The organism is Allobosea caraganae (genome assembly GCF_003351345.1).
Classification (GTDB): domain Bacteria; phylum Pseudomonadota; class Alphaproteobacteria; order Rhizobiales; family Beijerinckiaceae; genus Allobosea; species Allobosea caraganae.
This window is the reverse complement of sequence record NZ_QQTO01000019.1, coordinates 917,050-932,194: the sequence shown is the minus strand read 5'-3', so window position 1 is coordinate 932,194 and position 15,145 is coordinate 917,050. Positions and strand designations below refer to the sequence as shown.

15 protein-coding genes are annotated in these 15,145 nt (G+C 67.8%); 10 read left to right on the top strand and 5 right to left on the bottom strand.

The genetic code is table 11. The features are described 5' to 3' along the window. Position 1: 1 nt before the first annotated feature. The 4 genes from DWF00_RS12645 to DWF00_RS12630 are packed head-to-tail and all read left to right on the top strand — an operon-like array spanning position 2 to position 3,634. Positions 2-1,078: an ABC transporter ATP-binding protein gene (locus DWF00_RS12645; protein ID WP_114827892.1), complete on the top strand. Its 1,077-nt coding sequence runs from the start codon at positions 2-4 to the stop codon at positions 1,076-1,078. Then, entirely contained in the window at positions 1,075-1,911 is an 837-nt protein-coding gene (locus tag DWF00_RS12640; protein ID WP_114827891.1) for an ABC transporter permease, read from the top strand. The genes DWF00_RS12645 and DWF00_RS12640 overlap by 4 nt, the downstream gene beginning before the upstream one ends. After that, positions 1,908-2,708: an ABC transporter permease gene (locus DWF00_RS12635; RefSeq protein WP_114827890.1), complete on the top strand. Its 801-nt coding sequence runs from the start codon at positions 1,908-1,910 to the stop codon at positions 2,706-2,708. The genes DWF00_RS12640 and DWF00_RS12635 overlap by 4 nt, the downstream gene beginning before the upstream one ends. Beyond that, positions 2,708-3,634, top strand: coding sequence for a polysaccharide deacetylase family protein (locus DWF00_RS12630; protein WP_114827889.1), 927 nt, complete (start codon positions 2,708-2,710; stop codon positions 3,632-3,634). The genes DWF00_RS12635 and DWF00_RS12630 overlap by 1 nt, the downstream gene beginning before the upstream one ends. Positions 3,635-3,815: 181 nt before the next feature. On the opposite strand, the gene DWF00_RS12625 is transcribed toward DWF00_RS12630, so the two are convergent. The 4 genes from DWF00_RS12625 to DWF00_RS12610 are packed head-to-tail and all read right to left on the bottom strand — an operon-like array spanning position 3,816 to position 7,590. Further along, the gene (locus DWF00_RS12625) at positions 3,816-4,559 is read right to left on the bottom strand and encodes an aspartate/glutamate racemase family protein (RefSeq protein ID WP_114828044.1); all 744 of its coding nucleotides are present in this window, start codon (positions 4,557-4,559) and stop codon (positions 3,816-3,818) included. 38 nt (positions 4,560-4,597) lie between these two features. Then, positions 4,598-5,383 carry a BtpA/SgcQ family protein gene (locus tag DWF00_RS12620; RefSeq protein WP_114827888.1) on the bottom strand — a complete coding sequence of 262 codons (786 nt, stop codon included), beginning with the start codon at positions 5,381-5,383 and terminating at the stop codon, positions 4,598-4,600. A 36-nt stretch (positions 5,384-5,419) separates the two neighbouring features. Beyond that, the gene (locus DWF00_RS12615) at positions 5,420-6,460 is read right to left on the bottom strand and encodes a carbohydrate kinase family protein (RefSeq protein ID WP_114827887.1); all 1,041 of its coding nucleotides are present in this window, start codon (positions 6,458-6,460) and stop codon (positions 5,420-5,422) included. Next, the gene (locus DWF00_RS12610; protein WP_114827886.1) at positions 6,457-7,590 is read right to left on the bottom strand and encodes an SIS domain-containing protein; all 1,134 of its coding nucleotides are present in this window, start codon (positions 7,588-7,590) and stop codon (positions 6,457-6,459) included. The genes DWF00_RS12615 and DWF00_RS12610 overlap by 4 nt, the downstream gene beginning before the upstream one ends. Before the next feature lie 114 nt (positions 7,591-7,704). Here DWF00_RS12610 and DWF00_RS12605 point away from each other — a divergent pair, with 114 nt between their 5' ends. From DWF00_RS12605 to DWF00_RS12580, 6 genes are all read left to right on the top strand, one after another. Continuing rightward, a complete protein-coding gene (locus DWF00_RS12605) occupies positions 7,705-8,514 on the top strand; it encodes a DeoR/GlpR family DNA-binding transcription regulator (RefSeq protein ID WP_210207842.1) in 810 nt (269 codons plus the stop codon). 149 nt (positions 8,515-8,663) lie between these two features. Beyond that, positions 8,664-9,707, top strand: a complete 1,044-nt coding sequence (locus tag DWF00_RS12600; protein WP_114827885.1) for an extracellular solute-binding protein — start codon at positions 8,664-8,666, stop codon at positions 9,705-9,707. A gap of 2 nt (positions 9,708-9,709) precedes the next feature. Further along, positions 9,710-10,798 (top strand): ABC transporter ATP-binding protein, encoded by a 1,089-nt coding sequence (locus DWF00_RS12595; RefSeq protein WP_210207841.1) that lies wholly within the window; start codon positions 9,710-9,712, stop codon positions 10,796-10,798. Next, entirely contained in the window at positions 10,795-11,697 is a 903-nt protein-coding gene (locus DWF00_RS12590) for an ABC transporter permease (protein ID WP_114827884.1), read from the top strand. The genes DWF00_RS12595 and DWF00_RS12590 overlap by 4 nt, the downstream gene beginning before the upstream one ends. After that, the gene (locus DWF00_RS12585) at positions 11,694-12,512 is read left to right on the top strand and encodes an ABC transporter permease (protein ID WP_114827883.1); all 819 of its coding nucleotides are present in this window, start codon (positions 11,694-11,696) and stop codon (positions 12,510-12,512) included. Before DWF00_RS12590 ends, DWF00_RS12585 begins: the two co-directional genes overlap by 4 nt. 2 nt (positions 12,513-12,514) lie before the next feature. Next, a complete protein-coding gene (locus DWF00_RS12580; protein WP_114827882.1) occupies positions 12,515-13,420 on the top strand; it encodes a polysaccharide deacetylase family protein in 906 nt (301 codons plus the stop codon). A 168-nt stretch (positions 13,421-13,588) separates the two neighbouring features. Here the strand turns inward: DWF00_RS12580 and DWF00_RS12575 are convergent, their stop codons facing one another. Beyond that, positions 13,589-15,130, bottom strand: coding sequence for an amidohydrolase family protein (locus DWF00_RS12575; RefSeq protein ID WP_114827881.1), 1,542 nt, complete (start codon positions 15,128-15,130; stop codon positions 13,589-13,591). Between the last annotated feature and the right edge of the window lie 15 nt (positions 15,131-15,145).

Sequence of the window (15,145 nt, the reverse complement as noted above, 5' to 3'; positions counted from 1 at the left end):
GATGAGCGGGGGGTCGGGCTTTCTCAGCGTCGCGGGAGCGGCGAAGACTTTTGGCGCCGCCACCGTGCTCGATGGCGTCGACCTCTCGATGGGCAGGGGCGAGTTCATCTCGCTCCTCGGCCCATCCGGCTGCGGCAAGACCACCTTGCTGCGCATCGTCGCCGGGCTGATGGCGCCCGACCAGGGCAAGGTCGCGCTCGACGGGCAGGACATCACCCGCCGCCCGCCGCATAAGCGCGACGTCAGCGTCGTCTTCCAGAACTACGCGCTCTTCCCGCATCTCAGCGTCGCCGAGAACGTCGCCTTCGGGCTGAAGGCGCGCGGGGCGCCGCGCGACGAGATCGCGCCCACTGTGGCCAAATATCTCGGCCTGGTGCAGATGAGCGCCTTCGCTGGGCGCTCGATCAAGGCGCTCTCGGGCGGCCAGCAGCAGCGCGTCGCGGTGGCCCGCGCCCTCGCCGTCGGCCCGAAGCTGCTCCTGCTCGACGAGCCCTTCTCGGCGCTCGACCGCAAGCTGCGCGAAGCCATGCAGATCGACCTCAAGCGCATCCTTCGCGATGTCGGCACCACCGCGATCTTCGTCACGCACGACCAGGACGAGGCGCTGACCATGTCCGACCGGATTGCGGTGATGTATGCCGGCCGCATCGAGCAGCTCGGCACGCCGGCCGAGATCTACCACCAGCCCGCGACGCCCTTCGCGCTCGGCTTCGTCGGCCTCTCGACCCGGCTTCCGGGCAAGGTGACGGAAGCCGCCGACGGCATGGTCACGGTCGAGACCGCGGCAGGGTCGCTGCGCGCCAGGGCGAATTTCCTGCCGGGCAGCCCGGTCCTGCTCGGCATCAGGCCGGAGCGCATGGTCATCGGCCACGACAAGGCGAACCGCATCGAGGCGCCGCTTGCTGACGCCGCCTTCCAGGGCGCGCGCGTGCAACTGCATTTCCACGCGCCCGAGGACAGCCAGATCCTGGTCGAGACGCCGGTACTGCCGGCCGATGCCGGCCCCGGCACCAAGCTGAAGCTGTCCTGGGATGTCGAGGACACGCTGGTCTATCCGGCAGCGGTCGCGTCGCCATGAGCGCCGCCCGCCGCCTCGACCCGGTCCTGCTGCTTGCGTTGCCGGCGGTGCTCTACATCGCCGTGATCTACGGCGTGCCGTTGCTCGTCCTGCTCGGGCGCAGCCTGCTCGTCGGCGGCGTGCCCTCGCTGGCGCCATTCATCAGCTTCTTCTCCGACGGCTTCAGCTGGATCGTCATCGGCAACACCGTGCGAATCTCGGTGCTGGTGACGCTGCTTTGCCTCGTCATCGGCTATCCGACGGCGCTTGCCCTCGCTCGTACCCGCGGCGCGATGCAGGCGCTGATCCTGGTCGCGATCATCCTGCCGCTTTCGGTCGGCGTCGTGGTCAAGGCCTTCGCCTGGCAGATCGTGCTGCGGCGCGATGGCATCGTCTCGCAATTCATGACCGGGATCGGGCTCTGGGACGAGCCGCAGCGCCTGCTCTTCACCGAGGCCGGGCTCGTCATCGGCGCCGCCAACGTCTTCGTCCCCTTCATGATCCTGCCGATCTATTCGGTGCTGAAGCTGATCGACCCACGCCTTGGCGAGGCCGCGGCGACGCTCGGCGCCTCGCCTTTCTACCGCTTCTTCAAGGTGGCGCTGCCCTTGTCCTTGCCCGGCATCGTCACCGGCATCGCCTTCGTCTTCTCGATGGCCGCCTCGATGTATGTCATCCCGAGCCTGCTGATCGGCGACCGCTTCCAGACCCTGGCGACGCTGACCGGCCGCTCCTTCCTGTTCATGCGCAACGAGCAGCTCGGCTCGACCACGGCGGTCGTCCTGCTCGTGCTCACCGTCGCCGTCGTGGTCGCCAGCGCCAGCCTGTCGAAGCGGCTGGGAGGCGCCTCATGACCCTGACCGAGCGCATCGCCTCCGTCACCGTCTGGCTACTTGCCATTGCCACTGTCGTCTTCCTGCTGACACCGCTCGTAGTGACGGTCGCGGTCTCGTTCGGCTCGAGCGCGGTCTTCACCTTGCCGGCGCCGAGCTGGTCGCTGCGCTGGTATCAGGCGCTCGGCCGCTCGCGCGAACTCTGGCCGGTCGTCGCCGCCTCGGTGCAACTTGCGGCACTCTCGACCGCGATCGCTCTGGCCCTGGGAACGCTTTGCGCCATCGGATTGCTGCGCAGCAACTTTCGCGGTCGCGACGCGGTCGTGACCTTCCTGGTCTCGCCGCTGATGCTGCCCGGGCTCGTCATCGGCATCGCCATGCTGGAGACATTTCGCGCCGCCGGCCTGCGCGACGTCTGGGCGAGCTTGATCCTCGCCCATGTCGTGATCACCCTGCCCTATGTCATCCGCACCGTGTATGCGGCGCTCTCGCTGTTCGACTTCACGCTGATCGATGCGGCGCGTACGCTCGGCCTGTCCTACCCGAAGGCCGTGCTCAAGGTGCTGGTGCCGGCGCTCGCGCCCGCCTTCCTGACCTCGGGCATGTTCGCTTTCCTCGCCTCGATGGATAATTATCCGATCTCGATCTTCTTCACCGACGCCTGGACCAAGACCTTGCCGATTCAGATGCTGCAATATGTCGAGGAAAGCCCCGATCCGACGATCGCGGCGATCTCGACCCTGCTGATCCTGCTCGCCGTCGCCGTGCTCATCGTGGGCGACCGGCTCGTCGGCTTGCGTCGTATGGCCGATCTCTGATGTTTCCGGGGACGCAGACCGACCGCGATTTCCGCGGCTACGGCGGCAATCCGCCTGCGATCCGCTGGCCGAACGACGCGCGCCTCGCCGTCTCCGTCGTCGTCAATATCGAGGAAGGCGCGGAGCTGACGCTCGGTCAGGGCGACGAGCGCAACGAGAGCGTCTACGAGGTCCAGGAGGAGATCGTCGGCATCCGCGATCTCTGCATGGAATCGCATTTCGAATACGGCACCCGCGCCGGCTGGCCGCGCATCCGCGAATTGCTGAAAAGCTACGATGTCCGCGCGACGCTGAACGCCAACGGCCGCGCGCTGGCGATCTCCCCCTGGCTGGCGCAGGAGGCGATCGCCGACGGCCATGAGGTCGCCGCCCATGGCTGGCGCTGGGAGCGTCACGCCCATATGGACGAGGCGCAGGAGCGCGAGGCGATCGCGCTCACCGTGAAGGCGATCACCGAGGCCGCCGGCACGCCGCCGCGCGGCTGGCACACGCGCTCGGCGACATCGCCGAACACGCGCCGGCTGCTCAAGGAGCATGGCGGCTTCCTCTACGATTCCAACGCCTATAACGACGACCTGCCTTATCTGGTCGATGTCGGCGGCAGCGACCATCTCGTGCTGCCCTATGCCTTCGACACCAACGACATGCGCTTCCAGCGCGGCGGCGGCTTCGTGTTCGCCGAGGATTTCGCCCGCTACTGCATCGATGCGTTCGACCAGCTCTACGAGGAAGGCGCCAGCGTGCCGCGCATGCTCTCGGTGGGGCTGCATCTGCGCATCATCGGCCGCCCCGGGCGGATCGGCGGGCTGGAGCGGTTTTTGGCGCATGTGGCGGCGAAGCCGGGCGTGTGGTTCGCAAGGCGGGACGAGATCGCCCTGCATTGGCTGAAGGCGATTGGGCGAAGCGATCTCGCGGCTGGAAATTAGAGCGCGGGAGCCCTCTCCTGGAAGGAGAGGGTTGGGGTGAGGTGTCGGCCGTTGGACGCCTTAACCGCAACCTGACCGCTGCAACCGCTGAGTTTTACTGGTGTTCTGGCCTACACCTCACCCTGCCCTCTCCTTCCAGGAGAGGGTTCCCGCGTTTGCGTGTCGAGGTTGGCGATGGCCCTCAGCGATGCTCGATCCTTGCCGCCAGCGCCGACGCCAAACCCAGCGTCCCCTTCGGCGCAGGCCGCCGGAACGTCCCCGCGCTCGCCTTGCGCGGCTTGAGCGAAACCAGCGCCTCGGCCTGCTTCAGCGCCGCGCCCATCTGATCAACGACCGGCACCGGAATGCGCTGGGCGACCTTCGCGGCCAGCCCCGCCAGCGGCGCGCCCGCCAGGATCACGACATCGGCCTCGTCTTCGACCACCGCGCGCTGCGCCAGCTGAACGATCACCGCCTCCTTCTCCTCCTGCACCTCGGCAATGTCCGAAAAGCCCTCGTCGAGCATGCGGATGCCGGCGCAGCGGCCGGTCAGCCCATGCATCTCGACGCATTCCTGGTACCAGGGGCCGAGCGCGCGGGCGAAGGTGACGATGGCGAAGCGGCGCCCCAGCATGCAGGCGGTCAGCATCGCCGCCTCGGCCATGCCGACGACCGGGATGTCGAAGAGCTCGCGCGCGGCCATCAGGCCGGGATCGCCGAAGGCCGCGATCACGGCGGCATCGACCTTGTCATGATGCTCGGCCAGCATTTCGAGCGCGATCGCGCCGCCGATCTGAGCCTCGGCACGCCCTGAGATATAAGGCACGCCACGCGGCGCCGTCACCGGCACGATCTCGGTTCCCAGCGCGGCAACGGCCTCGGCCGCCGCGAGCAGGCGCTGCGTGATCGCCTCGGTGGTGTTCGGGTTCAGGAGCAGGATGCGCATGGCCAAACCCTGCGATGCAAGCTGCCGCTTGGCAATGCTCAGGCCTTCCGCGCCGCGTCCATGAAGCGGCGGGTCAGGTCGATATCCCAGCGCAGCACGTCGCCCGGCTTGGCGTCCTTGCGCATCAGCGCGGTGCTGATGATGACGCCGTCGCAGGTGCCAAGCGCCTCCGCGACATTGCCCTCGGTGACGCTGCCGCCGAGCAGGATCGGCCGCTTGATGCCGCTCTCGCGCGCCTTGCGGATGCGGGCGAGCGAATCCGGGAAATCCGAGCCGGTGATGATCAGGCCGTCGGCGCCGGTCTTCTGCGCCCATTCGGCGGCGAATTCCGGCGTCTCCGAGGAGATCGGCACCGCGGTGCGATCATGCACGTCGGCGAAGATCGCGATATCCTCGCGGCCGAGCGCGGCGCGGAAGGCCACAGCCTCGGCGCCCATGCCGTTGCGCGGCCCCTGCGCCGTCATCACCCCACCGACGAAGACTTTCAGCCGGACGAAATCGGCGCCCGACGCATGCGCGACCGAGAGCGCCGCCACCGGATCATGCGCCTCGATGATGATGCCGAGCCCGATATTCGGCACCTCCGCGCGCAGGAAGCGGGCGAGTGCTGCCGTCATCGCGATCGAGTCGGGGGCCGCCCGGCCGCTCTCGCGAGTGGCGTCCTGCAGCTTGATATAGGGCACGCCGGCCTCAGCGAAGACCTTTGCGTTGGTCGCGACATAGTCCTCATAGGCCGCCATGCTTTTTCCGCGCGAGCGGGCGAAATCCGGCAGGTGCAGGGCGGCGATGACGAGAGGCTTGGGCGAGAAGACGCGAAGAGACACGAGCGTTTCCGTTCGGTTGGAATGGGCGGGAGGTGGTCAGGCCGCGGGCACCGCGCGACCCATGGAGGCGAGGAGGCCGTCGAGCTTCGGGCGACAGGCCGCGCGATCGACCGGCAAGGCGCCATCGGCGCCGAAGCGGCTGACGATCAGCGAAGCCGAGGCCGTGCCGAAACAGGCGGCCTTGACCAGATCGCCGGTCTCGACCAGCCCGGCCAGAAAGCCGCCGCAGAAGGAATCGCCCGCTCCGGTCGGATCGACGGCCTGAGTCGGCAGGACGGGCACGGCGACCGCCCTGCCCGCCTGCCTGTCCCAGACCAGCGAGCCCTTGCCGCCGAGCTTGACCGCGACGCCGCCGCGGCAATGCGCCGCCAGCAAAGCCAGCGCCGATTCAAGCCCCATGCCGGGCAGGATGGCGCGCAGTTCGACTTCGCTCGGCAGGAAGGCATCGACCTGGATCAGGAAGGGCGCGAGCTCATCGAGCGTCAGTTCGGCAAGCTGCCAGCCCGCATCGAGCGTCACGACCATGTTGCGGCTGTTGAACAGCGGCAGCATGCCGCGCAGCACGACCGGCCGGCACGGCGCGAGATGGACCCCGCGCGCCTCCAGATAGGAGGCCGGCACCTGTTCGGGCACCAGCGGATAGGTGTCGCGGAACTCGGAATAGCTCAGCTCGCCGGGCCGTTCGCGCTGGCGCAGGATCTCCTGCCAACGCGCGACCTCGTCTTGCGTCAGCCGCTGCGTGCTGAAGCCGGCCTCGGCCAGTTCGCGCGGCGCGCTGCGCAGCCGCTCGTGCCGCTCGCCCTGCGCATCGTAGATGAACCAGTTGCAGCTCTCGAGCGCGACATCGACCGGGACGACGCCGTCGAGCACGATCCCGTTGGCGCGCAAGGTCGCAAGCGTATCGGTCGGGTAGGTCGCGACGGCGACGCTGACCAGCCCGACGCTCTGCGCCCAGCACAGCGCGCCGACGCCGGAATAGGCGGCATTGCCGCCCACCCGCGCCAGCGCCACCGTGCCGTCGGACGAGATGACGTTGTCGACAGTCAGCCCGCCGACGGTGACGAGCTCAGGCGTCACGCCGCGAGGCCGCCAAGCTGCGGCGCACCGAGGCCGAGCGCATCGCGGGCCTTGGTGACGTGATAGGAGAACAGGTGCAGCGGCACGCTGTAGACCAGCGGCGCCAGCTCGACGCGCACCGCCGGCAGGTGCCAAGCATGAGCGACCTCGGCGCTGATCGCCGTCTCACCTTCCGGCACCAGCGCGATGGTGCGGCCGCCGACGCCCTTGCTGACGATCGCCGTCTCCAGCGCCCGCTGGTGGCTCGCCGCATCGGGCGCGATCAGGAACATCGGGTCGCCGGCCTTCTGGGTGCGGTAATGATGGTATTCCTCCAGCGGGAAGGCGATGGCGTGGATCGGCGCCAGTTCCTTCAGCTTGGCGGCGCCGAAGGCGGCCGGTGCGAAATGCGGGCCGGCTCCGGTGAGCAGCACGAGCTCGGCCCGGGCCAGTTCCTTCCCCAGAGCGGCAGCGCGCTCGTAGAATCCGGTCGAGACGCGATCCATCAGCGCCGGCAGCGCCGCGAGATCGGCGGTCAGGCCGGGCGCCTCGCCCTCGCCGCGGCCGCGTGCCTTGGCGATGGCGAGCGCCAGCGCGATCTTCAGCGCCATCGCGGCGGTGCTCGATTGCGTCGGCCAGCCGCCGCGCGTCGCCTGGATCAGCAGCGCGTTGGGAAAGTCGCGCATCATCGGCGCCGTCGCGGTGTTGGTCAGCGCCACGACATAGGCGCCCTTGGCCAACGCGCCCTTCAGGCCGGCCGTGACCGGCGCGGTGTTGCCGCTGGAGCTGAGGCCAATGACCAAGGTCGCTTCATCGACCGTCGCCAGCCCGTAATGCTCGAAATCGAAGGCCTCGTAGGGCTCGCAGATCACGCCGAGGATGCGCTCGACCGCGAGCCGCACGCCATGGCCCGAAATCCAGGAATCGCCGCAGCCGATCATGACGATGCGGCGCAGCGGCCGGTCCTTCATCTCGGCGGCGATGCGGGCGACGGTCTCGGCCGTGGTCTCCAGCGTGCGCGAGATTGCCTGGCCCTGCGCCATCATTTCAAGGTTGGTCAGCTCCACGCGGCGGAAGCGCTCGGGATCACCAGGCGCATCCGAGGAGGATTCGCGCTTGAGCTTTTTGAATTCCTGGCTGTGGTCGACCATTCTGCGTTTACCCTGTGCTCGAACGGGTGATCAGGACGCCGGCGGTTAACGGCGGCGCTACTGACTTTCGATATCCTTCATTCTATATCAAAACGCAAGACAGAGCGAAGCCCAATGAATATGCAGCCACAAGACCCCGGCAAGGACCGCATGCCGCCGCGGCACGAGCGCATCCTCGAGATGCTCGCCGACAAGGGCGTGGTCGAGGTCACGACGCTGTCCGACGCGCTCGGCGTCTCCGCCGTGACCATTCGCGCGGATCTCGACGCGTTGGAGAAGCGCCGGCTGATCCGCCGGGTCCGCGGCGGCGCCATGGCGCTGCGCCCTGCCCGCTTCGAGCGCCTGCTCGACCTGCCCAGCCAGTCCTTCTCGGAGGAAAAGGAGCGCATCGCCGAGGTCGCCGCCAGCCTCGTGCGCGACGGCGAGACCATCATTCTGGATTCCGGCACCACCACATTGGCGCTGGCGCAGGCCCTGCCCAAGACGCTGACCGACGTCGTCGTCGTCACCAACAACCTCGACATTGCCGGCGCCCTGCAGAGCCATGAGGGCATCACCGTCATCGTCACCGGCGGGCGGCTGAAGCGCGGCGGGCGCAACGCCAATTCGCGCAGCCTGATCTCGCCCTTCGGCACGCATTTGCTGCGCGAAATCAACGCCGATGCCGCTTTTCTATGCTGCGCCGGCATCGAGGCGACCCGCGGCTTCACCAATGGCAATTGGGAGGAGGCCGAGATCAAGCAGGCGATGATCGCCTCGGCCCTGCGCATCATCGTGGTCGCAGACCACGGCAAGATCGGCCATGTCGGCAGCGCGCGCATCGCCTCGCTCGACCAGGTCGACCTGCTCGTCACCGATAGCGGCGCGCCGGCCGCGGACGTCCAGGCGCTGGAACAGGCGGGCCTGCGCGTCGTCGTGGCATGAGGGCGCGAAATTCATCGTTGCCTGACTAAGTTTTGTTCTTGCGATTCTTTTCGTTTCTACACAAATTGAAAGTCATTGACGAAGCGACAGCAACCCGCGCCGCTCTGGCGCATCCCCGCAGCTGCCCCAGCACAGTCAGGAGGCCGACCATGAAGCCACTGTCCCGCCGCACATTCCTCGGGGCCGCTGCCGGCAGCGTCGCGCTCGCCGCGCCCAACGTCCTGCGCGCCCAGGCCCGCGAACTGGTGATGATCGGCTATGGCAGCGCCCAGGACGATCCGCTGAAGCGCGCCGGCGAAATCCTCGGCAAGCGCCACGCGGGCGTTTCGCTGCGGGTCATCGGCGGCCTCTCGGCCGAGGCGATCGCGCAGATCAAGGCCTCGCGCGGCGCCTCGCCCTACGACTTCGCGGTGATGGGCTCGCCGGCCATCATCAACGCCACCGACGAAGGCGTGCTCGAGCCGCTCGACCTCTCGAAAGTACCGAACGTCGCCAATCTCGACCCGAAATTCCCGCCCTACGCCTACGGCATGGGCGCGCCGATCAGCTATGCCGGCATCGGCATCGCCTACAACAAGCAGATGGTGCCGAACCCGCCCAAGACCTGGGCCGATCTCTGGAAGCCGGAATATGCCGGCAAGATCGGCCTCTCCCGCCCGCAATCCAATCTCGGCCTGGCCTGCATCTCGATCGCCGCGACAGCCTTCGGCAAGACCGACGCCGATACCGATTTCGGCCTGGCGAAGTGGAAGGAGCTCAAGCCGCTGGTCGGGCGCAGCCCCGGCCTGCTGCAGCAGATGCTGGAGCGCGGCGAGATCGGGCTCTGCCCGCTCTGGCACGACAATACCGGCCTCGCGGTCGCGAGCGGCCTGCCGCTCGGCTATGCCAAGGTCACCGGCCCCGGCCCGCTGATCCTGCCGACCTGCATCGTCAAGTTCACGCGCACGGCCCATAGCGATCTCATCCACGAGTTCACCAACATCCTGCTGGAGACCGAGAGCCAGAATTTCGCGGCGCAGCCGCCCTATTATTTCGGCACCGTGGTCAAGGGCATCGTCCCGCCCGCGGGCGCCGCCGCCTACCTGCCCTCGACGCCGGAGGAGATCGCCTCGATGACCTCGGTCGACTGGCCCAAGGTCGCGCCGAACCGCGGCAAGATCGTCGAAGCCTTCGACCGGATGTTCGCAGGGTGAACGTGGCGTCCAATGTCCTCGACATGACGACCGGAGCCGCTCGCGGCGCCCCGGTCGTCGATATCCGCGGCGCGGTCAAGCGCTTCGCCGATCTCACCGTGCTCGACCATTGCTCGCTGACGGCGCAGGAAGGCGAGATCCTGACGCTGCTCGGCCCCTCCGGCTGCGGCAAGACCACGCTGTTGCGCTGCATTGCCGGCTTCCTGACCCCGGACGCCGGCGAGATCCTGATCGACGGCCAGGATACCATCCCGATCCCGGTCAATCGCCGCTCAGTCGGCGTCGTCTTCCAGAGCTACGCGCTGTTTCCGCACCTGACTGTGGCGCGCAATGTCGCCTATGGCCTGCGCATGCGCGGCATGGCGGCGAGCGAAATCGACAAGCGCGTCGCGACCGCATTGGCGACTGTCTCGCTGACCGGCTTCGAGGCGCGCTATCCGAGCCAACTTTCCGGGGGCCAGCAGCAGCGCGTCGCCATCGCCCGCGTGCTGGTGCTGGAGCCGCGCGTTCTCCTGCTCGACGAGCCCTTCAACGCGCTCGACGCCAAGTTGCGCGGCACCATGCAGATGGAGCTGCGCCAGCTGATCAAGCGGCTCGGCATCACCGCGATCTTCGTGACGCACGACCAGGAAGAAGCGCTGACGATGAGCGACCGCATCGCCGTGATGCGCGCCGGCAAGATCGAGCAGCTCGGCACGCCGGAGGAGATCTTCGACCGGCCGCGCAGCGCCTATGTCGCCGATTTCGTCGGCGCCTCGAATTTCTGGGACGGCTTCGCCAATGGCGGCCGTGTCGTGTTGCCCGATGGCCAGACGGTCACGACCAGCCTCTCCGGCGAGGTTCGCGTCATGATCCGTCCGCATAACCTCGCGCTGCGTCCGGCCGCCGGGCAATCCTCCTCCTGGACCGGGCTGATCCGCTTCCGCCGCCATGTCGGGGCGCTGATGGAATACGAGATCGAGCTCGACGCCGAGCACAGCCTGCGCGCCGTCGCGCTGAGGGATGGCAGCGTCTCGTCGCTCGCCAGCGGCGACACGGTCTCGCTCAGCCTGCGCGATCCCGCCGCCTGCATCGTCTTCCCACGCTCATGAGCAAGTCGCTGCACCGCCGCCTGCTCGACGAGATCCTGTCCGGGAGCGGCATCTGGCCGGCCGTGCCCGCGATCGTGGTGCTGATCGTCGTCGCGGTCATCCCGTTCTGCATCCTGCTCTCGCTCGGCTTCTCGGAGATCACGGTGGCGCGCGGCGTCATCGTCTCGCAGGAGTTCTCGCTGCGCTACCTGCTGACGGCGCTGGCCGACCCGCTCTACCACACCACCTTCCAGCGCTCGATCACGCTGGCGCTGCTGACGACCTTCGTCTGCGTGCTGCTCGGCTTCCCGGTCGCCTATCTCTTCCTGATCGGCAAGCCCTGGGTTCGGCGCCTCATCCTGGTGCTGACCATCGCGCCGATCCTGACCAGCGGCATCGTGCGCACCTATGCCTGGATCGTCATCCTGGGCGGGCGCGGCGTGGTCAACAGCGTGCTCATCGACCTCGGGCTGATCTCGGCCCCCCTGCGCATCATCAACACGCAATGGGCCGTGGTCATCGGCATGGTGCAGGTCCATCTGCCGATCATGATCCTGCCGCTGATCGCGGTGATGAGCCGGCACGACCGGCGGCTCGACGAGGCCTCCGCCAATCTCGGCGCGAGCCGGCTCGGCACGCTCTGGAACGTCGTGCTGCCGCTCAGCATCGGCGGCGTCGGCACCGGGGCGGCGCTCGTCTTCACGCTGAGCTACACCACCTTCGTGGTGCCGCAGCTCTTAGGTGGCGGCAACTACCTCAACGCCGCGACGATGATCTACGAGCAGGTGGTCTACTCGCTCGAATGGAGCAAGGGCGCGGTCACGGCGCTAATCCTGATGAGCACCTGCCTGTTCTTCCTGCTGGTCTTCGCCTGGCTGACCAACCTGGGCACGCGCTGGACGAGGGTGGCGCAGCGATGATGGCGAGCTACCGCAGGGCGGAACTCCTCGACAGGCTCGGCATCGGCGTCATCGTCGCGCTCGCGGTGATCGCGCTGGCGCTCCTGCTGCTGCCGGCCGTGATCGTGGTGGTCATGTCCTTCGACACGCGCGGCTATATCAGCTTTCCGCCGCAGGGCTTCACGCTCGACTGGTACTACAAGGTCTTCAACCAGCCGGTGCTGGTCAACGCGATGCTGACCAGCATCAAGGTCGGCATCTACGTGACGCTGCTCTGCATCGCATTCGGCGTGCCCACGGCGCTGGCCTGCGTGCGCGGCGATTTCCGCGGCGCCACCGCGCTCTCGGTCTTCGTGCTGATCCCGCACATGGTGCCGGGCATCGTGCTCGGCGTCGCCGTGCTGTTCACCGGTGCGCTGTTCGGCATCGGCCCGTCGATCTGGCTGCAGTCGATCACGCTCGCGACCTATGTCATGGCGGTGATGGTGCGCACCGTGATGGCCCGCCTGCAGCGGCTCGACCCGCTGCTGGAGCAGGCCTCGGCCAATCTCGGCGCGACCCGCTGGCAGACCTTCCGGACGGTGACGCTGCCCTTGCTCCTGCCGGCGATCCTGGCCGGCGCGGTCTTCACCTTCATCGAGGGCTTCGACAATCTCTCGGTGACGATCTTCACCCATGGCTATCGCGACCGGCCGCTGCCGATCGAATTGCTGGCGATCGTGCAGAACACCAACTCGCCTTTGGTCGCGGCAGTGTCGAGCGTGCAGATCCTGCTCGCCATGCTGGCGCTCGGCATCATCTCGCTGACGATCGGCCTCGATCGGGTCAACGAGTAGCCATGAGCGGCCGCGACCTCCAGGGCTATGCCGGCCACTGGCCCGACCTGACCTGGCCCAATGGCGGCAAGCTCGCCGTCTCCGTCGTGGTCAATTTCGAGGAGGGCGCCGAGCTTCAGGTTGGCGACGGCGACGCCAGCTCCGAGTCGATGGGCGAGGTGATCAGCGTCGTGCCCGCCGGCCGGCGTGACCAGGGCCAGGAGCAGATCTTCGCCTATGGCACCCGCGCCGGACTCTGGCGCATGCTGCATGCGCTCGACGAGACCAGGCTGCCCGCCACGATCTTCTTCTGCGGCCGCGCGGTCGAGCGCTCGCCGAAACTCGCTCGCCTCACCGTCGAGCGCGGACACGAGCCGGCCGTGCATGGCTGGCGCTGGCGCCCGCACGCCGACTACGATACGCCGGAAGCCGAGGCAGCCGATCTCGACCGCGCCACGCAGGCCATCGCGCAGGCGACGGGCGTCAAGCCCGTCGGCTTCTTCTGCCGCGGCGGCGAGAGCCCGTGGACGCGGCAGCTGCTGGCCGAGCGCGGCTTCCTCTACTCATCGAACGGTTTTGACGACGACCTGCCCTATTGGGACGAGCCGGCGCCGGGCCAGAAGCTGCTCATCGTGCCCTACTCGCTCGACAGCAATGACATGAAGTTCTTCCATCCCAACGGCTTCGTGCGAGCCAGGGAGATGGTCGACTACGTCACCGACGCGCTCGACGTGCTGGAGGAGGAGGCGGCGCGCGGACTGCCCCGCCTGCTCAATATCGGCTTCCACCTGCGCATCGTCGGGCGCCCGGCACGCTTCACCGCCTTCCGCGACATCCTGCGCCTGCTCGCCAGCCGGCGCGAGCGGCTCTGGATCACCACCCGCGCCGAGATCGCGCGAGCCTTCGCTGCGGCCGTGCCGCCCGGCTAGAACATGCTGAGATTTGACAGAACCAAGCGCCGTCATCCCGGACGAAGCGAAGCGTAGCTCCGGGATCCATCGTAGGACTCCGGAGCTTTACGATGGATCCCGGAGCGGCGCGGCTTCGCCGCTTGTCCGGGATGACGCGCGAAGGTTTGCCTCTAAACGCAGCACGCTCTAGAACCGCCCGCTCGGCCGGTAATGCGGCTCATCGCCGAGCCCATCGAGATAGCCGTCATAGAAGCGCCGTACATGCGGCATCACAGCCTCCGCCAGCGCCACGCGCTCGCGCTCGGCCGCCGTCTTCGGCTTCGCCAGCGCCTCGGCGATCCCCTCCAGCACCGCCTCGCGGTCGATCCGCGTGAAGCGCCGCTCGCGATAGACCCAGTCGCCGCCGATCATCACGCTGTGCACCGCCCGGGCCTTGGCGCGTTGGACCAGCACCTCGACGAAGCCGAGCGCATCGTCCTGATAGGGATAGGTCACGTCCTTCCAGTCGAACAGCACGAGATCGGCCGCCATCCCCGGCGCAAGCCGGCCGATCTGCCCGGCGAAGGGCGTCGTCGCCGCGCCATGCTCGGTCGCCATGCGCAGCACCTGCGCCGGCGAGGGATGCGGCGCATCGATCCCCGGCTCGCGATGGGCGCGCAGCACCAGCCGCATCTCCTGCAGCATGTCGCGATCGTCGTTGATCCCAGCCTCGTCGATGCCGATGGCGACCGGGATGCCCTTGGCCAGGAAGCGGTTGACCGGCGCGACGCCGCTCTTCAGCCGGAAGTTCGAGCTGCAATTATGGCAGATGCGCGTGCCGTTATGGGTGCAAAGCTCGATATCGGCCTCGCTCATCCAGACGCCGTGGCCAATGGTGAAATGTGGGCCGAGCAGGCCGAGCTTGTCGAGATAGGCCAGGGCCGAGCCGCCGGTGCGCTTCTTTGCGTAAGCCTTCTGGTAGGGCGTCTCCAGCACGTGCATGTGGATCGGCATTCCGGTGCGGCGCGAGAGCTCGCCCGCCGTCTCCAGCGCCTTGTCGGAGAGCCAGTGCAGGTTCGAGGGCGCGACCTGGATGCGCACCAGCGGGTCGGTGCCATAGCGCCGGAACAGCCCGTCGAAGACCGCGACCTGATCCTCCAGCGGCACGGTGAAGCGCTGGAAATAGGCGCTCATCGCCGGCTTCAGCTCATCCGGCAGCCGGGCGACGAAATCCTGGTCGGCCTCGTAGACCAGCCGGTTCTGGTCGCGCAAAGCCATCGAATAGGAGGCGCGCATGCCGATCATGCGATAGGCGGAAATCACCTTCTCGGCCGCGGCGATGATGTCGTCCGGCGTGCCCGGCGCGCGGCTGTGCAGGTGCTGCACCGTGGTGACGCCGCTTGCGATCATCTCGAAGGCCGAGAACAGCGTGTCGGCATGGAGATCGACGTCGCGCAGCGCCAGCCGGCTGGCGAACCAGAGTTCGAGCGGATGGTCGGGCGAGCCGAGCTGAAGCGGCGTCAGGCCGACATGATGGTGCGAATTGACGAAGCCCGGCGTGATCGCGAAGCCGCGGCCGCCAGAGACCTCGGCCTCGGGATAGCGCGCCTTAAGCTCGGTGATCGGCCCGATTTTGCGGATCACGCCGTCGACGCAGACCAACCCGGCATCGCCATGGAGAATGGGTTCCCCGCCTGCATCGAAACCTTCGAGCAGGGTCGCGCCCCAGACGATGTGAGGAGTCAGCATCAAAGCCTCGCAGTC

Excerpts from the sequence above, each read along its gene's own strand:
- DWF00_RS12605 (WP_210207842.1), top strand. The coding sequence starts at position 7,705 with ATGAATATGCAGCCACAAGACCCCGGCAAGGACCGCATGCCGCCGCGG.
- DWF00_RS12630 (WP_114827889.1), top strand. The coding sequence starts at position 2,708 with ATGTTTCCGGGGACGCAGACCGACCGCGATTTCCGCGGCTACGGCGGC.
- DWF00_RS12610 (WP_114827886.1), bottom strand. The coding sequence starts at position 7,590 with ATGGTCGACCACAGCCAGGAATTCAAAAAGCTCAAGCGCGAATCCTCC.
- DWF00_RS12600 (WP_114827885.1), top strand. The coding sequence starts at position 8,664 with ATGAAGCCACTGTCCCGCCGCACATTCCTCGGGGCCGCTGCCGGCAGC.
- DWF00_RS12645 (WP_114827892.1), top strand. The coding sequence starts at position 2 with ATGAGCGGGGGGTCGGGCTTTCTCAGCGTCGCGGGAGCGGCGAAGACT.
- DWF00_RS12585 (WP_114827883.1), top strand. The coding sequence starts at position 11,694 with ATGATGGCGAGCTACCGCAGGGCGGAACTCCTCGACAGGCTCGGCATC.
- DWF00_RS12575 (WP_114827881.1), bottom strand. The coding sequence starts at position 15,130 with ATGCTGACTCCTCACATCGTCTGGGGCGCGACCCTGCTCGAAGGTTTC.
- DWF00_RS12625 (WP_114828044.1), bottom strand. The coding sequence starts at position 4,559 with ATGCGCATCCTGCTCCTGAACCCGAACACCACCGAGGCGATCACGCAG.
- DWF00_RS12590 (WP_114827884.1), top strand. The coding sequence starts at position 10,795 with ATGAGCAAGTCGCTGCACCGCCGCCTGCTCGACGAGATCCTGTCCGGG.
- DWF00_RS12635 (WP_114827890.1), top strand. The coding sequence starts at position 1,908 with ATGACCCTGACCGAGCGCATCGCCTCCGTCACCGTCTGGCTACTTGCC.
- DWF00_RS12580 (WP_114827882.1), top strand. The coding sequence starts at position 12,515 with ATGAGCGGCCGCGACCTCCAGGGCTATGCCGGCCACTGGCCCGACCTG.
- DWF00_RS12640 (WP_114827891.1), top strand. The coding sequence starts at position 1,075 with ATGAGCGCCGCCCGCCGCCTCGACCCGGTCCTGCTGCTTGCGTTGCCG.